This window comes from Leptospira yasudae, from assembly GCF_003545925.1.
Lineage (GTDB): Bacteria > Spirochaetota > Leptospiria > Leptospirales > Leptospiraceae > Leptospira > Leptospira yasudae.
On record NZ_QHCU01000003.1, the window covers coordinates 433,428 to 448,618 of the forward strand.

Sequence of the window (15,191 nt, forward strand, 5' to 3'; positions counted from 1 at the left end):
TTGATCTTTCAGTTTACAACTCGGCGTCTTTCGACGCCGAAACTGATCAAGGAATGATGACTTTTTTAAATAAGTAGCTATCTTTGAATCCGCCCGCGCCATCCAGAACCTGATACGAACTAATTCCGATACAAGCATTCTCATTATATGTATCCGAATTTACACTGTGAAGTTCGGTTGTATAGGTTCCAGGAGCGATCGAAACGGGCGGTTCGCCTGCGCTGAATAACTCGATATAAGAAAACGGAAACGGTCCTGTTCCTCCGGAAGGAGTGGAAGAGCTCAGGTCCATATACAGATATTCCTCCGCATTGACGGTAGTTACACTTCCTCGAAATTCGATTAGATTGCCGTTGGTTGTAACTTGAATACAATGTTCCGCACAATTTCCGATCGTAGTCGGTGCGGAGACCGCGTTGGCGCAAGGACCGGCCGGAGGAGTAGGCGCCGTGGAGAGAATCGACTTGGCCGATTTTCCGAACGAATTCGAAGCCAACACAAAGATCCGATACGGCTGTGTCGTTTCCGGAGATAAAAACGTAAATTCATTCGGGAACATCGGGTCGGGATTAAAGCGTTCTTGGATATAGTTTTGTACCGTAGTTCCGTCCGCACTGAGCGCGATAATGTTCGGTCTTCCTAAGTAGGCTTTCAGGGTCAAAGGTCCTGCTGGAACATTTTGAAACGAAAACGTAACGGTGACTCTTTGTCGATCGTCGCCGCCCGCTCCGGTAACGTACGCGGTTTGAACAGCTAAGTCGTTTAAGATCGGCCGAAACGGAGATTCGGGCTGACTTGGATTTCCAGCATCATTTCCACTTACTCCCGTTCCGATTTTGTTGGAACTACCACCGGCTAAGGAAATCAAAAGCGCGCTTAAGTCTTCCGATCCACCAGGCGGTTTACAGAAGGAAGCTGCTACTAGAAGAATCAAGGTTGCCACTTGTTTCATTTTAAAATTAGATTTTCTTTTTTTATAATGTAGTGGTGGACGGAACTCCGGCTCAAATTTCATAGATGCACCCATTCTATTTTTTTAATTTATGTTTTGATTGTATACTTTGTGCTTTGGGTGTGAGTTGGTTTGAATACTCTCACGCACGCGTTAGATCTTTTACGAACATAACAACGAGTTTCAAAGTATTTTTGTCAAATTTTATTTTAAAATAAAAGAATTCCTTTGTAAATCAGTGGCCTGCGTTTGGTGTTAGGTGATTTGAAAATTATAATATAGTAATCTTATTGTAAGTTAGTCTTCGTTTGGGCTTGCGTTTCTGATTTTTTCCGAACTCTCAGGGGAATGGGGCGGGTGATCTGCTCTGATTCTCCCGACACAGAGAATCCGTTGGGACGGACTCCTTCGAAAACGCCGCTGAAACGTCCGGATTTTGAGATCGAGCCCGTTGCGGTCGGATAACAAGTGTCGGATCTTCCCTTGTGGATCTTTTGGGAAACGGCCGGGAAGGCTCAAAAAAGAGAGGAATTTTCTGACCGACCGGAAAATAAGAGTATTCTGACGCCAAATCGGCACTTGGAAAAAGATCCGTTTTTCATGAAAATAGAAGCCTTATACAGATACTTTCTCATCACCCCGGCTACGCATCTTCCGGTCGTGGACGAATCGGGGGATCTCGTCGGGCTTTTATCGCGCAAATTGATTCAGATGGAAATGGCGGATCTCAGTTCTTCCGACCGAGAATATTCCCAACTTCCCGAATCTTTTTTAGAAACGGAAATCCCCGAGTCCTTCTTTCAATACTTCCAAAGACAAAACTCGATTCCGGTTCTTACGAAAGCCGGTGAAAAAAAGGAAGAATGGGATAAGGTCCAAGTCATGGCGGGTTTGGGAAAACTCGTTTCCGGAAATCGCCCCGGACCGGCTCCGATCACCGAAGAGAAAAAACAGGAACAAGAACAGAATTCCCGTTTTTGGTTTATGGAACTCATTCTGCAGAATTTTCCGGACGGACTTCTCGCGACGGATCTGGAAGGAAGTTCGATCTTTTACAATGAAACCTTTGAGCAGAACATTCTTCCGAAAAAATACTTCCGCGATTCGATCCTGCAAGCGGAACGAATTCTCAAGGAAATGAGCAAGAATTTATTGGCGGACTATTTGAAATCCAACGAACTCAGACTCGACGGAAATTCTCCCTTTTCTCTGCAAACCTACGTCACCGAACTCGAGTGCAACGTTCGCATCATCGTTCTCAAACAGAATTCTAAGATCGCGGGTTATCTGTATCATTTCGTTTCTCCGCGTTCGTCGGTCGGTCGTCAGGATGAAAGCGGTTTGGAATTCCCGTCCGTAAGCGATGCGTTCTTTCAAAAGCTTCCGCTCGAAACCATGCTGAAAGAAGTCGAAAGCTCGTTTATCTTTCATTCGTTAAAGCGAAATCAGGACAATATCTCTCATACCGCTTTGGAACTCGGCGTTCCTCGAACGACCCTTCAAAATAGAATCAAGTTTTTGGATCTGCAAAGCCGTTATTCGCTTTCCAGGGAGAATCCGATTCCTCGTAAAAAGGCGGGTATAACGTCCTCGCCATCCGAAGACAAAGGAACGCATCCGAAAACCGCAGAAGGAACAAACGTTTCCAAACAAGCTTCTTCTTTCAAAAAACAGGGGAAGAATGCCGTGAAAGCCGGTTCTTCTCCCAAAAAGAATTCTTCGAAATCGAACGCTTCTAAACCTTCCGCAAAAAAAAGAAAAGCCCGCTGAATAATTTCGTTGACAGCCTTCCATAAAGTCGGTTATTTCATGGTTAGAGCCGATCTAAACAGATCTCTTCTCCACCCTGTATTCTCAAAAATAAAATCTCAAAAAGGCGAATCCTTCCCTTTTTTAAAACTCAAGTAGCTCCTTAATATGGCAACAGCAAGACGAGACAATAAAAACAGACACCACCACCAGAATAATAACCACAACCAAAACGAGTCCGAAACGACCGATTCAATCGAAGAAGAAGGCGTCGGTCAAGAATCTCAAGATTTTGAATCTTCCGATAACGCGGATCAAAGATCCCGCAGCAAACGCAAACGGGGAGGATACGAAGGTCCGACTCCCGCTCCCATCGATCTCGTCGAACTTAAGAAAAAGGCAATCGCGGATTTAATCGAAGTCGCGAAAGGTCTCGGAGTTGAAAATACCGGCGGTCTTAAAAAACAAAATTTAATTTTCGCCATTCTTCAAGCACAGGCGGAAAGAGACGGTCAAGTTCACGCCGCAGGCGTTATGGAGAAGTTACCGGACGGTTACGGATTTTTAAGATCCCCCGATTATAACTACGTTCCGGGTCCGGACGATATTTATGTTTCTCCTTCTCAGATTAAACTTTTTGGTCTCCGAACGGGAGATACGGTGGAAGGGCAAATCCGTCCTCCGAAAGAATCCGAACGATTCTTTGCGATGCTTCGCGTCGAAACCGTAAACGGTTATACTCCCGATGTCGCAGGCAAACGCGCTCTTTTCGACAATTTAACTCCTCTTTATCCGAACGAAAGACTCAAGATGGAATACGATCCTTCCATGTTGGACACGAGAATTTTGGATCTCATGTGTCCGATCGGAAAAGGACAGAGAGCCTTGATCGTGGCTCCTCCGAGAACCGGTAAAACGATTCTCATGCAGAACATCGCGAACGCGATCACTTCCAATCACCCCGAATGCACTCTGATCGTTCTTTTGATCGACGAGCGTCCGGAAGAGGTGACCGATATGGCTCGTCACGTTCGTGGAGAAGTCGTTTCTTCCACGTTCGACGAACCTGCACAAAGGCACGTTCAAGTGGCGGAGATGGTCATCGAAAAAGCGAAACGTCTCGTGGAACACGGAAAGGACGTCGTCATTCTTCTGGATTCGATCACTCGTTTGGCGAGAGCCTACAACCAGGTCATTCCGACTTCCGGGAAAATTCTTTCCGGCGGGGTGGATTCCAACGCGCTTCATAAACCGAAACGTTTCTTCGGGGCCGCGAGAAATATCGAAGAAGGCGGTTCTTTGACCATCATCGCGACCGCTCTGATCGACACCGGTTCGAAAATGGACGAGGTCATCTTCGAGGAATTCAAGGGAACGGGTAACATGGAAATCCATCTCGATCGGAAACTTTCCGACAAACGGATTTTCCCCGCAATCGACATCAATAAGTCCGGAACTCGTAAGGAAGAACTTCTGATTACCAAGGACGTTCTGCAGAAAGTGTTTGTTCTCCGAAAAGTACTTTCTCCTATGAGCATCACGGAAAGCATGGAATTATTGCTGGAAAAAATGCGTCTTTCCAAGACAAACGACGCCTTTTTGGCCAGTATGAATACCCAATAAGCGCTTAAAAAGGGAATTTATGAAAACCGGAATTCATCCAAACTATAGAGCGGCGAAAATCAGCTGCGCATCCTGTGGAACCGTTTACGAAACGAGAACTTCCATCGGCGATATCAACGTGGAAATTTGTTCTGCTTGCCACCCCTTCTTTACCGGAAAATCCAAACTCGTGGATACGACCGGTCGGGTTGACAAGTTCAAGAAAAAATACAAGATGCAGTGAGAGTTTTCTCGCTCCCATCCTCCTTTATGCCGTCTAAAAACCGGGCAGGTGAACTTTCATGAGTGTAATGGACTTCGCACGGTACAAACAAATCAACGACGATCGCGTCAACTATCGTGAGATGGAAGATGCGACCGTAGTCTCCAACTACCGCAACGTCGGTTGCGGAGACGGTTACCGCATTTATCTTAAAATCGATTCTACCGATCACGTAACGGACGCGAGTTATACCACCACCGGTTGCGGTTTCGGAATTGTCGCTCTTGCGATGGCAACCGAGTTCGCCAAAGGCAAGTCCATTCAAGAACTGAAGGACGTAACTCCGTCCGATCTCGAAAAGATGTTCGAGTTTCCCGAACGAAGAAAAAATTATCCCGAGTCCGCGGTCGCCGCACTTTTACAAGCGGTGAAAGACTATGAAAGCGGAGAAGGGGTTCCCAAGGAAAAACGAATCACCGCCGGTAAGGCGCTCGAGATTCTGAAAGAAAAGGGTTCTCTCAAAGGCGAAGACCTTTCCAGCATCATATTAGAAAAACAGAATTTTGACGGAGTCGATTTCAGCGGGGCCAATCTCGGACACGCGTTCCTTCAGAATTCTTCCTTTGTGGGCGCGAACTTTTTTGCCGCGAAACTCAGAGGTTCCTTTTTAAACAACGCCGATCTCCGAAACGCGAATTTCCGGGGAGCCGATCTGCGTTGGGCGAAACTCGCGGGAGCGAACGTGGAAGGCGCCGATTTTACGGATGCGATCTACGATATCGGAACGCGTTTGGATCAAAAACAGATCCATCTCTTCAGCGTGATGAAAAAAGAAGGAAAAGACCTTTATCTTAACAAAGAGGCCGAATGAAACCGGGCGACAAACTGAAGATCACCAAACGTACGTTTCTTCACAACGGAATTTTCGTTCACACAAACACGATCGTTGAAGTGATTTCTTTTGAAAACGACAAACTCGTCGTTCTTTTTCACGATAAAGAAGGTTTTACCCACAATATCGAGTCTTTGACTCCGGCCGACGTAGTTCCGGCTTAAGCAAATTCGACAGCCAAGTTCGAAACGTAGAACGGTTTATTCTAATTTTAGAATATTTGAAGATTGGAATGTGCTTGCGGAGCTACAATGGGGCTTTGCACGAACTCAATGGAATGCTCTCTACGGATCGCTCGATAATGCTGTTCGTTGGCTAATTCGCTCTATAACACGCTCCATAGGAATGTGTTCTGCTGAGTTTTAGCGAATTACATCCTCAAGAATTCTCTTTGTTCCTTGTCTTCCCGTTCTCTTCTGCGTTTTTCTTTCTCTTGTTTAAGAAGTTCTTCGGGGGTCCACTCGCGGGCGGGCTTCGTCTTTTTCATTTCCTGCGAGGAAGTGGAACCGCCGCCCTTGTTGTCTTTTTGAGAGGATTCGGTATTCTTGAATTCTCCGCGGTTTTGATTCGGAGTGGAATCGGATTTTTCCTGAATCTTCGTCTGTTCGTATTTCTGTTTATTGATATAGTCGCCCGGATCATACGTCGAACCGGATTTGGAAGAGCCGGTTTCGTTTTGTTTCGAAGCGCTGTTTTTGTTCGCATCTCCGGGACGATCGAGTTTTAAGCCGGACTTGGTATGCGCTCCGGAGTTTCCGTTTCCACCGCCGGTCGTTCCGGAATTCGTATTGGAAGAATTCGTTCCGCTGCCGTTCGCATTGGAACCCGTGGTGGATCTGTAATTCGGATTTCCGTTGTCATAGGTTCCGTAATTGGAGTTAGACTCTGAATTTGCGGAATTGCCCGAACTTGTGGTAGATGATCCGCCGGTCGCAGAACCCGCGTTAGACGAAGAAGAGTTTGCCGAAGTAGACGAATTACCGGACGAAGAGGAAGTTGCGGAATTGTTTCCGTTTGCGGAAGAATTGGCGGCCGCAGTGATCGACGCCGCCGTTTGAATGCTATCGGGAACCGGAAATAATTTCTCAAATCCATCCAAAGACTTTTTCGGAATCATCGGATACGGATTGCTCGGATCCGCTTTGATCGATCCGGAAAGAATGGAGTATTCCAGCGAGTTTCGATCCTTCCGTTTTTCGACGTTGATGATCCCTTCGACGAGTTTGAGAACTCCGTCTCCGGAACGGATTCCGAGAGAAGATGGGTTTTCTTTGTTATCCGGTCTTCTCGTTACCTGAAGGCCGCCGGAAGAAATTTCCAAACTCGCACGGTTGTCCAGATAATCGATAAAGACCATGGAGTTTTCCGCGATCATGATTTCGCTTCCGTCCAAAAGGCGAACCTTGACTTGAGAACCTTCCGAAGTTAAGATCGTATCCCGGTTTTGAACCGAATTTCCGGTTTGGATCTCTCTCCAAACGACTTCGGAATCATATTTTCTCTGAATGGTATTGGACTTATAAAGAATGGTCCCGATGACTTTTTGAGAACCCTGATAGCCGTATCGCGTATAATCGTACAAAAATACGGCCGTAAACAGGACTATGTTGAAGATCAAAATCAACAACAACGGTCTGTCGCCTGAAAGAAAGCGATCTCTCATACCGTTATTTAGACCCGCCCGACTTGAACTCCAGTCCGATTTGTTTTCTGAGTTCTTTCAAATTCTTAGGACAATTCTTATCTTTGGAAGGCCCCAAAACCGCGTAGATTGTTTGCAGAGATTGTTTGCCCTTTACCTTGATCGGTTTGAGTTTTTCCACGTTATAGATGCCTTTCACCTTTTCGTAAGAATTTCCGGTGATCAGAATGTCCGCTCCGAATTCTTTCGTGAGGGATTCTACTCGGGAAGCGAGGTTGACCGTATCTCCGATGACCGTGTATTCCAAACGATCTTCGGAACCGATTTGACCGGCGATGACTTCTCCCGTATTGATTCCGATTCCGATCGAGATTCTCGGTTTTTTATCCGTGCCTCGTCCTTTATTGAACTGCAAAAGACTCTTACGCATATCGAGCGCCGCGTTGATCGCGTTTTCCGTATCGGAATCGGTATGTCCCAATTCTCCCCAAACCGCCATGATCGCGTCCCCGATGTATTTGTTGACGCTTCCGCCGTTTGCGTTGATGCACTTAACCATTGCCGTAAAGTATTGGTTTAAGAATTCGACGACGAGTTCCGGTTCGATTCTTTCGGAGATCGAAGTAAAACTTCGGATATCGGAGAAAAGAATCACGCATTCCCGTTTATCTCCTCCGAGTTTGACTTCTCCTTTGAGAACCATTTCAGCGATGTCCTTGTTGACGAACTTGCCGAACGCGTCCTTCATCTTATCCCGATCCGAAAGTCCCTTTCCCATCTCGACAAAGGAAGAAGTGAGTTTTCCGATTTCATCTCCGGATTCCGGTTCCAACGTAAGATGAAAATTTCCTTTTTCGATTTCTTTGGAAGCGTCCACGAGTTTGAGAATCGGACGCGTCAATCTTCTGGAATAAAAGAATACGAAGAGGATCGATACGTTCACCACGACGATCATCAGATAGATGTTTCGTTTTTGAATGTTATAAACTTCTTCAAAAGCTTTCTTTTCTGAAGTGCTGGAAATCACGCCTAATCCGGCGTAACCGATTCTTCGGAAAGAACCGAGATAGAACTGATTGTCCTTTCCTTTGTAACGGGTTTGTCCGTTACTCATCGTGCTGTCCAAAAGATTCTTCACGATCGGATCGTCCGAAAGATTGATCGGTTGTAGAATCAGTTTCGGATCGGAATGCGCGATCAACTTTCCGTCCTGACCCACGAGAAAGAATTGGGTGATTCCGGACGTTTTAAAAGAATCTAATATAGAATCCATCTTTACGAGGGAAATCACGATGGCGGTATTCACGCCGTCTCCGATGGTGATCATCAGATATAGGACCGGTTTTTGGAAATCGGGGGATACGTTCAACACTACGGGTTTTCCGGGTTGGGCTTTTCGTTGTCCGTTCAAATATTTGCGGACGATCTTATCCGATTCTTCCGGAGAAATCTTCAGTTCTTTGAGGGAGCTTTCGTTGACGATCCGTTTGACTCCGACGTAATCTCCGTTTTCCTTTCTGAAAATTTTCAGATAGAAGATGTCTTCGTCGTTCTGAAGAATATCGTTCGACCCTTCGGAATTTGCGACGGCCCTTGCAAGAAGAAGGGAACGTTTTGTCAACGATGCCATATCGGAACGAACCTTTTGACTGATCACGTCGGTCAGTTTCAGGTTGTTCTCCTTGATCCGAACCTCGTTGTCCGATTTGAAAAAATACGTCGCGAGAGCGATGATGACTCCCAAAGAAACCAGGATGATGAAGGAAATGATCACCATCAACTTTTGGCGGATATTCCAGTTGTATAAATTGAGAAATGAATTCATAACGTTTCCGTTCGCGTCTTGCTATCCGATAAAAGAGTCTATGTCACCCGGAACATTCTATAAAACAACACTATTTTGCGGGTTCTTATAAAATGATCGGATTTCGGTGATTCAGAATCGAGCAAATAAACGAAACTCGTTCGATTTCCATTCTATAAGATGCTGTCCCGAAACCGCGACAGGTTTTTGCGGCTTGATCTTTTTGGCAAAGCAAAGCGGGTTTTGAGGGACGCGCTGTAAATGGAAAATCAAAACGAATCTTGGAAAAAAATTAACTGATCGCCTGCTCTTGCCAAAGACCGTTGTCTTTGATCAGTTCTACGAGTTTTTCATCCGCAACTTCGCTTGGAACGTTCTTCATTACGATTTCCTTCCCTCTGTAGAGGTGTACTTTCCCGGGACCGGCGCCTACGTATCCGAAATCGGCATCCGCCATTTCTCCCGGACCGTTTACGATACAACCCATTATTGCGATTTTTACGCCTTTGAGATGTCCCGTTCTCGCCTTGATTCTCGCGGTGGTCTCTTGAAGGTCGAATAACGTTCTTCCGCAGGAGGGGCAGGAAATATATTCGGTTTTTGTCAGACGGAGTCTTGTGCCCTGCAAAAGATCATAAGAAAGTTGGAATGTTTCTTCGAGTTCCTCGAGTTTCGGCGTTTGAATCCGGATCATATCTCCGATTCCGTCGATGAGAAGTCCGCCGATTCCGATGGCGGAGCCGTATAACGCTTCTTCCGCGTTGCCGAACGATCCGTGCAGCAGGATCGGAAATTCGTGACGGCTCAGAATATTTCCGAGTTTGCGGTAATCGTAGAGGATTTCACCGGTTTCGAGGGAAAAAATCACGTTTTTGATTCCGATTTCGGATAACGTTTCGGGGAGTCCCTTGAGGGACTCGATTCTTTCTCCGCTCGTATGAATCTCCGTATACAATCCGGCGCTTTGTCTTTCCTGCAGAAAGGCCAGCATCTTTTCCCCGTCTTGAAACTGGAGAAACGGATCGAATACGATCTTGGGAAAGCGTTTGAGTTCCTTTTGGAGTTTTTCGTTCAGAGAAACGTTCTTTGCGAGAAGAATTCCCACCGGAATTTCCAAAGCCTTTGCGGACTCCGCGATTTCGCTTAATAGATCGGGAGAAGGGGAATCGACCAGGATGCTTTCCGGTTCGATCGAAAGAGGTTTTCCGTATTGATAGAGTTTGGCGACGTTCGCAAGAAAGGAATTGGAGTTCTCAAAAGGAAGGACCGATTCGACGCGCACCGGATGCGATTCGCCCGCTTCGAATTTTCCGATCCGGATTTCACTGCTGTAAAATCTTTCGTACGAAAACGGGTTTCGAAATTCGGAATATCCTTTCGAACGTTCCGGGCTCGCGCTTCTTGCGTTGAACTTGTCCGCGAGAAGTTTTGCGACGGGGACTTCGAGAACCGGATCTTCCGTAAGAGAAACGCGGATCGTATCTCCGAGTCCGTCTTCCAGCAAGGAGCCGATTCCGATTGCGGACTTGATTCTTCCGTCCTTTCCGTCTCCCGCTTCGGTCACGCCCAAGTGAAGAGGGTAGTCCATTCTAAGTTCGTCGAACCTAGAAGCGAGCATCCGATAGGCCTGAACCATCACCTGCGGGTTCGAAGCTTTCATGCTAACAATAATATCATAATAATTTAAACTTTCCGCGATGCGGATGAATTCGAGCGCTGACTCGACCATTCCCTGCGGAGTGTCGCCGTATCGGTTCATGATCCGATCCGAAAGGGAACCGTGATTCGTTCCGATTCTCATCGCGACTCCGAGTTCCTTGCATCTCAGAACAAGCGGAGAAAAGATTTCGCTGATTCTTCCCAGCTCGTCGTCGTATTCGCCATCCGTATAATCCCGAACCGCGAATTTTTTCTTATCCGCAAAGTTGCCCGGATTGATTCTTATTTTTTCAACGTATTCCACCGCCTTCATCGCGACGCTCGGAGTGAAGTGAATGTCCGCGACGAGAGGAACCTTGCTTCCCGCTTTTTTCAACTCTTGTCGAATGGCCGGTAGATTGTCCGCGTCCGCTTGAGAAGGAACGGTCAGTCGTACGATTTCGCAACCCGCTCGCTCCAACTCGAGAATTTGTTTTACCGAACCTTGCGTATCGGTCGTGTCGCTGTTGATCATCGACTGGATGACGATCGGATTTCCGCCCCCGACTTTCACGTCTCCTACTTTTACTTCTCTCGTTCTTCTTCTCTGATAGCCGAAAGGCGTGTGGTTGTATCTAAAATTCATTCCGTTCATAAGAATCCACGATCCACCGGGAATTCCCTCTTATCTTAAGACAATTTTGGACGGAATGGTCGCCCCGTCATTCTCCTTTTTTGCGGGATTCCCGCGTTGTTTTTCATCCCGGGGATTTGATTCCGGGGCGGCCGTCTCCGATAGTACATACACATCTCTGGAAATAAATTGATTATGGATTTTCCTTCTTTGAAACCCGCCGAAACGTATCGGATCCGTGTTACGGTCGCGATCTATCGGGGGAATATTCTGTCTTATAAGAACGACGTCATCATACCTTCGGAGTATTTCCGAAGAACCGAGGCGAGGGCGCACATTCAGAAAGAAGTTACGGAACGCCTTCTGCATTCGAATTTCTTCCGTTCTCCGAGACCGGATTACGATTTGGTCCGTTATACCGAAGAGGCGACCTGCAATACGTTCTTACGTTATCGAATTCTTTCCTTAAAATCGGGAGAGGGTTTGATTAAGGAAAGAATTCAGTAAGCCGATCGACGCGGACGTCTCAGCGCTCATTCCTTGAATTTCCGAAAACGGCACGAATACCGACCCTTCAAACCAGTGAGGCCGTTAAAACAAAGGGGCTGCAAAATGTCTGTTTGTTGTTTTTCAATGCGGGTTTTAATGAAAGCGCCTCTGCAATCCGCGATTCCTTGGAAAGCGACGCACGCGTTTTTTATCTTAAGAGCGCGGAGCCGGCGCGGGCAGTATGGACGCCAGCCCGTGATCGACGACGTTATTCGTTCTTCTCTATTGAAGGCTTCGGGTTTCTTATCTTGAAACGTTAGGCGAAATCAGATTGCTCCATTCGAATTTTTCCGCCATCAATGTTCCGTATTTTTTGTTTTGATGTCGAAACAAGAGTTCGGTAAATTTTTTAAAAACGTATACGCCGTTACTTGAAGCAACGCGAATCTCCGAAAGAAAAGAAGGGCCGAGCGAGATTGAAGATAGAGTTTCGGAGATAAATCCATTGTTAAGCGAAGTTCGGTTTTTCGGAGTAGGAATAATACGCTTTATCGTATCGATTGAGTAACGGATCGGGAATTCTTTTGCGAGCAAAAGATAAAGTAATCCGTTGTTGCAAAAACGCGGAGAATACAATGGCATCCTGTAGAACTTTAACAAACTCTTTCGAATTCGTATTTCTCTTTATTAAAAAAATCGGATTTCAAAATCCGAAAGCGGTTTCAAGAAGCGTTTTGATCCTTGTAGGTCTTTTATCGTATTCTACGGGACTCTGGTCGACGGAACTCAAATACGGAGAATTGTTGTTCAAGTGCAGAATGGAGAAGCCCCGTTGCTCCTCCCGCGTCGTTTGTGCGATCGAATTCTATGCGTATCCGAAGAAAGATTCGTATCTGAATCCATTCGTCACTTTGTATCAGGGCGAGGAGAAAAACATAAAAGATCCTGAATATACCTTCGATACGAAGATCGCGCTTCCCGCGACATACGAAAGAAAGGGAGAAAAACATCTGATCCGCGTCGAAACTTCCGAATTTCCTCTTCGTTTCGTTTTGGAAATACAAACCAATTCCAAAAAACCGGAACTCGCGTCGATAGGACTTCTTCGCGAAAATTCCGAAGACGACCCGATCCGTTATAATTGCCGTGCATTGAAGGCGGGATATGGATCATGATTTTCTCCGGGCCAAAGAGATTTTTTTTCGGCGATTCGAATCATGTCCGCGAGTACTTGAGATGAATCGAATCGAAGCGGTTTACAATCGTTCCTTGTATTCCGCGGAGGAACACCTCGACATTCGGATCGACGGAGAGATTCTGACTTCGTATGTAGATCGAAAATTTTCCGATCGAGATCTGGCGGGGTTGGTCCCGACTTTGCTGAATTGGCTTTCCGATGAAGAAGAAAGAAAAATCGTCTGGGAAAGAATTCTTCCTAACGTCGGAAAGTCCTCCGTTGCGCCCCTATTGATGTGCCCGGACGATTGCGATTTTTTTTGCACGTTGATCGTTGTGGAAATCGAAAGAACGCAGGAGTTTGTTCTTTGGAAACGATTCGGCCGGGACGACTCTGAGTTTACCGTTTCAAACCTTTCGAATATCGGAAGTAAGGTGCGTTGGTTCTCCGATCCGGAAGAATACCGGTTTCCGATCCGGGACTATGCCGAATTTTTGAATCGATTCAAACGAGAATTATAATCCGTAGACGCGGAACGAAAGAACGAATGCGTTTCTAAGAATACGAACGGGCTCAGCGGTTTCTTGGATCGAACGTGCGGATTCTTTCCTTTGGTTTCATCGCCTCGTTTCCGAATGAATTCGGTCGTCCCGATCTTTCGAAATGTCTTGAATTCCTGAAAACGGAGGGAAAACTGGCGAAGGTTTACCAAAGACCGACCTTTCAGACGGTTTGAAAATCGATCGGAAGTAGAAATGGGAAACGTCGAAGGTTACGGAAATTAAAATCGTATGTCCGGAAATGATAAAAAGATCATAGAGCAGAATTCTCACGGCGAATTTGAACTTACCGCCTACGGGGAATTTTTAAGTTATTTCCATACTCACATCCAGCTCTTCAACGGATTGATCTCCGGTAAAAAAATTTCCCCCACCGATCAGGAAGCGCTCAAACAAAAGATGCGTTCCTATATCGTAACCAATATTCAAAAAACGGAACAGTTCTTCGATCATCTTCCCAAGTTCGCCGAATATCTCGGAATGTCGCAGAACGATCTTTCCGCGTTCATGACCAAAAACTTCATGAACACGCACGCGGGGATCAAGAACAGGCTCATCGAGCAGGAAAAGTCCAACGCGGGGAAACCGAGAAAGAAAAAATACGCGCGCATCTCCGAAGAGATCGTGGAAACGTTCGGCACTCTGGTTCCTCCCGGAAAACGCTTTATCGGTATGGAAGGATACGTTGTGCTTCGAGACGACGCGACCGGCAAGGATTTGGAGCCTTCGATTTCTTCTTTCGGCGAGCCGCCGAAGCCGGGAGAAGAAGGAAGCAGCGCCGTTCGTAAACCCGCTCCTCCGCCTACGCCTTTGAAAAAACCTCCGGAGAAGCTGATTCTCACGGAACTCGTCGAACGGTTCGGCGCCGATTTTTCCGGCAACGCACTCGTGCTAAAACGCGAAGAATTGGAAGAAGACGACGTCCCAAGTCCCGTCTCGGTTAGCGGGAACGAAGATTTGTTAACCGAAGTCGAGGATCTTCAGTTCGGCGGATTCGACGAACCGTCGTTTGTCGAAGAGGAACCGATCGTTCCTGTAGAACCGCCCGTGATCATTCCATTTTCCAAATATATGGAAAGCGTAAACCGTGTGCGTCAGTTTCAAAAAGAAGGACAACCGGACGCTTACAAACGCTGGGTGATGACTCTTCCTCCGGAACTCGGCGCTCTCATCCAACTTCATTCTTTCGTGTTAAAGGAAATGAAAAACGAACCCGTGGATTGGAATTCCGTGATCGCACAGATTTCTTCCCGTATGGGATTGAAGGATACGAGGGTTCGAAAGATTCTCGACCTGACTCGAACGTTCGCGGACTTGCGCGCCGGATTGGAAAGAGCCTTTGTCGCTTCCAAAACCGCGGGACCGGGAATGGAAGAACTCGTGAAAAAAGCCTGGCCTCATATCCTGAAAATTTTCGAAGAATATCCGGACACGACTTCTCTGCGTCAAAAATTGGATCAGCTTTTTCTGAGAATCCCCGACGCGAATCAGAGAAAAAAACTCGGAGATCTTTTTCTTCCCGTCGCACAGAAACTCTAACCTCGTTTACGAACGTTTCTCTGCTTAAACTTCAAGCAAAAGGCGACCAAGATAAACGACTCACGTACCGTTGAAACAGTCTAACTCGAGGAGATCTATTTTTTTAGATGAGGATGTCGTTTTGCAAAGAACGCGTTCTTGAATCCGAATGGATCGAAGTTGGAAACTGTGTTATACTGAGGGAAAGAGAGGAAGGGAAGAGCGAGAATTTGATCAGTGAAATCTGCGTTTCTTATTTCAATCCTGCCTTTTAAAAGAATGTTTTCAATTTACGCAACTCTCAATTTACT

At 46.4% G+C, this 15,191-nt stretch carries 13 protein-coding genes; 9 read left to right on the top strand and 4 right to left on the bottom strand.

Translation table 11 applies throughout. The features are described from left to right. Nucleotides 1–46: 46 nt before the first annotated feature. A complete protein-coding gene (locus DLM76_RS10835) occupies nt 47–952 on the bottom strand; it encodes a hypothetical protein (protein ID WP_118955331.1) in 906 nt (301 codons plus the stop codon). Nucleotides 953–1,552: 600 nt separating this feature from the next. On the opposite strand from DLM76_RS10835, the gene DLM76_RS10845 reads away from it, so the two are divergent. The 5 genes from DLM76_RS10845 to DLM76_RS10865 all read left to right on the top strand — a co-directional run bounded on the left by DLM76_RS10845 (nt 1,553) and on the right by DLM76_RS10865 (nt 5,582). Continuing rightward, on the top strand, nt 1,553–2,722 hold the full coding sequence (locus DLM76_RS10845; RefSeq protein ID WP_118955641.1) for a transcriptional regulator: 1,170 nt from the start codon (nt 1,553–1,555) through the stop codon (nt 2,720–2,722). Nucleotides 2,723–2,869: 147 nt separating this feature from the next. Further along, nucleotides 2,870–4,324: a transcription termination factor Rho gene (gene rho / locus DLM76_RS10850; protein WP_118955329.1), complete on the top strand. Its 1,455-nt coding sequence runs from the start codon at nt 2,870–2,872 to the stop codon at nt 4,322–4,324. Nucleotides 4,325–4,343: 19 nt separating this feature from the next. Further along, on the top strand, nt 4,344–4,547 hold the full coding sequence (gene rpmE, locus DLM76_RS10855; RefSeq protein WP_118955328.1) for a 50S ribosomal protein L31: 204 nt from the start codon (nt 4,344–4,346) through the stop codon (nt 4,545–4,547). Between the two features lie 58 nt (nt 4,548–4,605). Beyond that, nucleotides 4,606–5,397, top strand: a complete 792-nt coding sequence (locus DLM76_RS10860) for a pentapeptide repeat-containing protein (protein WP_118965191.1) — start codon at nt 4,606–4,608, stop codon at nt 5,395–5,397. Then, nucleotides 5,394–5,582: a hypothetical protein gene (locus tag DLM76_RS10865; RefSeq protein WP_010575424.1), complete on the top strand. Its 189-nt coding sequence runs from the start codon at nt 5,394–5,396 to the stop codon at nt 5,580–5,582. Before DLM76_RS10860 ends, DLM76_RS10865 begins: the two co-directional genes overlap by 4 nt. Before the next feature lie 206 nt (nt 5,583–5,788). Here DLM76_RS10865 and DLM76_RS10870 read toward each other — a convergent pair whose 3' ends face one another. The 3 genes from DLM76_RS10870 to ispG all read right to left on the bottom strand — a co-directional run bounded on the left by DLM76_RS10870 (nt 5,789) and on the right by ispG (nt 11,148). Then, nucleotides 5,789–7,081 carry a FecR domain-containing protein gene (locus tag DLM76_RS10870; RefSeq protein WP_118965192.1) on the bottom strand — a complete coding sequence of 431 codons (1,293 nt, stop codon included), beginning with the start codon at nt 7,079–7,081 and terminating at the stop codon, nt 5,789–5,791. Nucleotides 7,082–7,085: 4 nt separating this feature from the next. Then, a complete protein-coding gene (locus tag DLM76_RS10875; RefSeq protein WP_118965193.1) occupies nt 7,086–8,885 on the bottom strand; it encodes an adenylate/guanylate cyclase domain-containing protein in 1,800 nt (599 codons plus the stop codon). Nucleotides 8,886–9,156: 271 nt separating this feature from the next. Continuing rightward, entirely contained in the window at nt 9,157–11,148 is a 1,992-nt protein-coding gene (ispG, locus tag DLM76_RS10880; protein WP_118965282.1) for a (E)-4-hydroxy-3-methylbut-2-enyl-diphosphate synthase, read from the bottom strand. A 258-nt stretch (nt 11,149–11,406) separates the two neighbouring features. On the opposite strand from ispG, the gene DLM76_RS10885 reads away from it, so the two are divergent. The 4 genes from DLM76_RS10885 to DLM76_RS10910 all read left to right on the top strand — a co-directional run bounded on the left by DLM76_RS10885 (nt 11,407) and on the right by DLM76_RS10910 (nt 14,901). Beyond that, the gene (locus DLM76_RS10885; protein WP_118955639.1) at nt 11,407–11,643 is read left to right on the top strand and encodes a hypothetical protein; all 237 of its coding nucleotides are present in this window, start codon (nt 11,407–11,409) and stop codon (nt 11,641–11,643) included. A gap of 617 nt (nt 11,644–12,260) precedes the next feature. Continuing rightward, nucleotides 12,261–12,800: a hypothetical protein gene (locus DLM76_RS10895; protein WP_118965195.1), complete on the top strand. Its 540-nt coding sequence runs from the start codon at nt 12,261–12,263 to the stop codon at nt 12,798–12,800. 61 nt (nt 12,801–12,861) lie between these two features. Continuing rightward, on the top strand, nt 12,862–13,323 hold the full coding sequence (locus DLM76_RS10900; RefSeq protein WP_135582499.1) for a hypothetical protein: 462 nt from the start codon (nt 12,862–12,864) through the stop codon (nt 13,321–13,323). Between the two features lie 270 nt (nt 13,324–13,593). After that, nucleotides 13,594–14,901 (top strand): hypothetical protein, encoded by a 1,308-nt coding sequence (locus DLM76_RS10910; protein WP_118965198.1) that lies wholly within the window; start codon nt 13,594–13,596, stop codon nt 14,899–14,901. Nucleotides 14,902–15,191 lie beyond the last annotated feature (290 nt).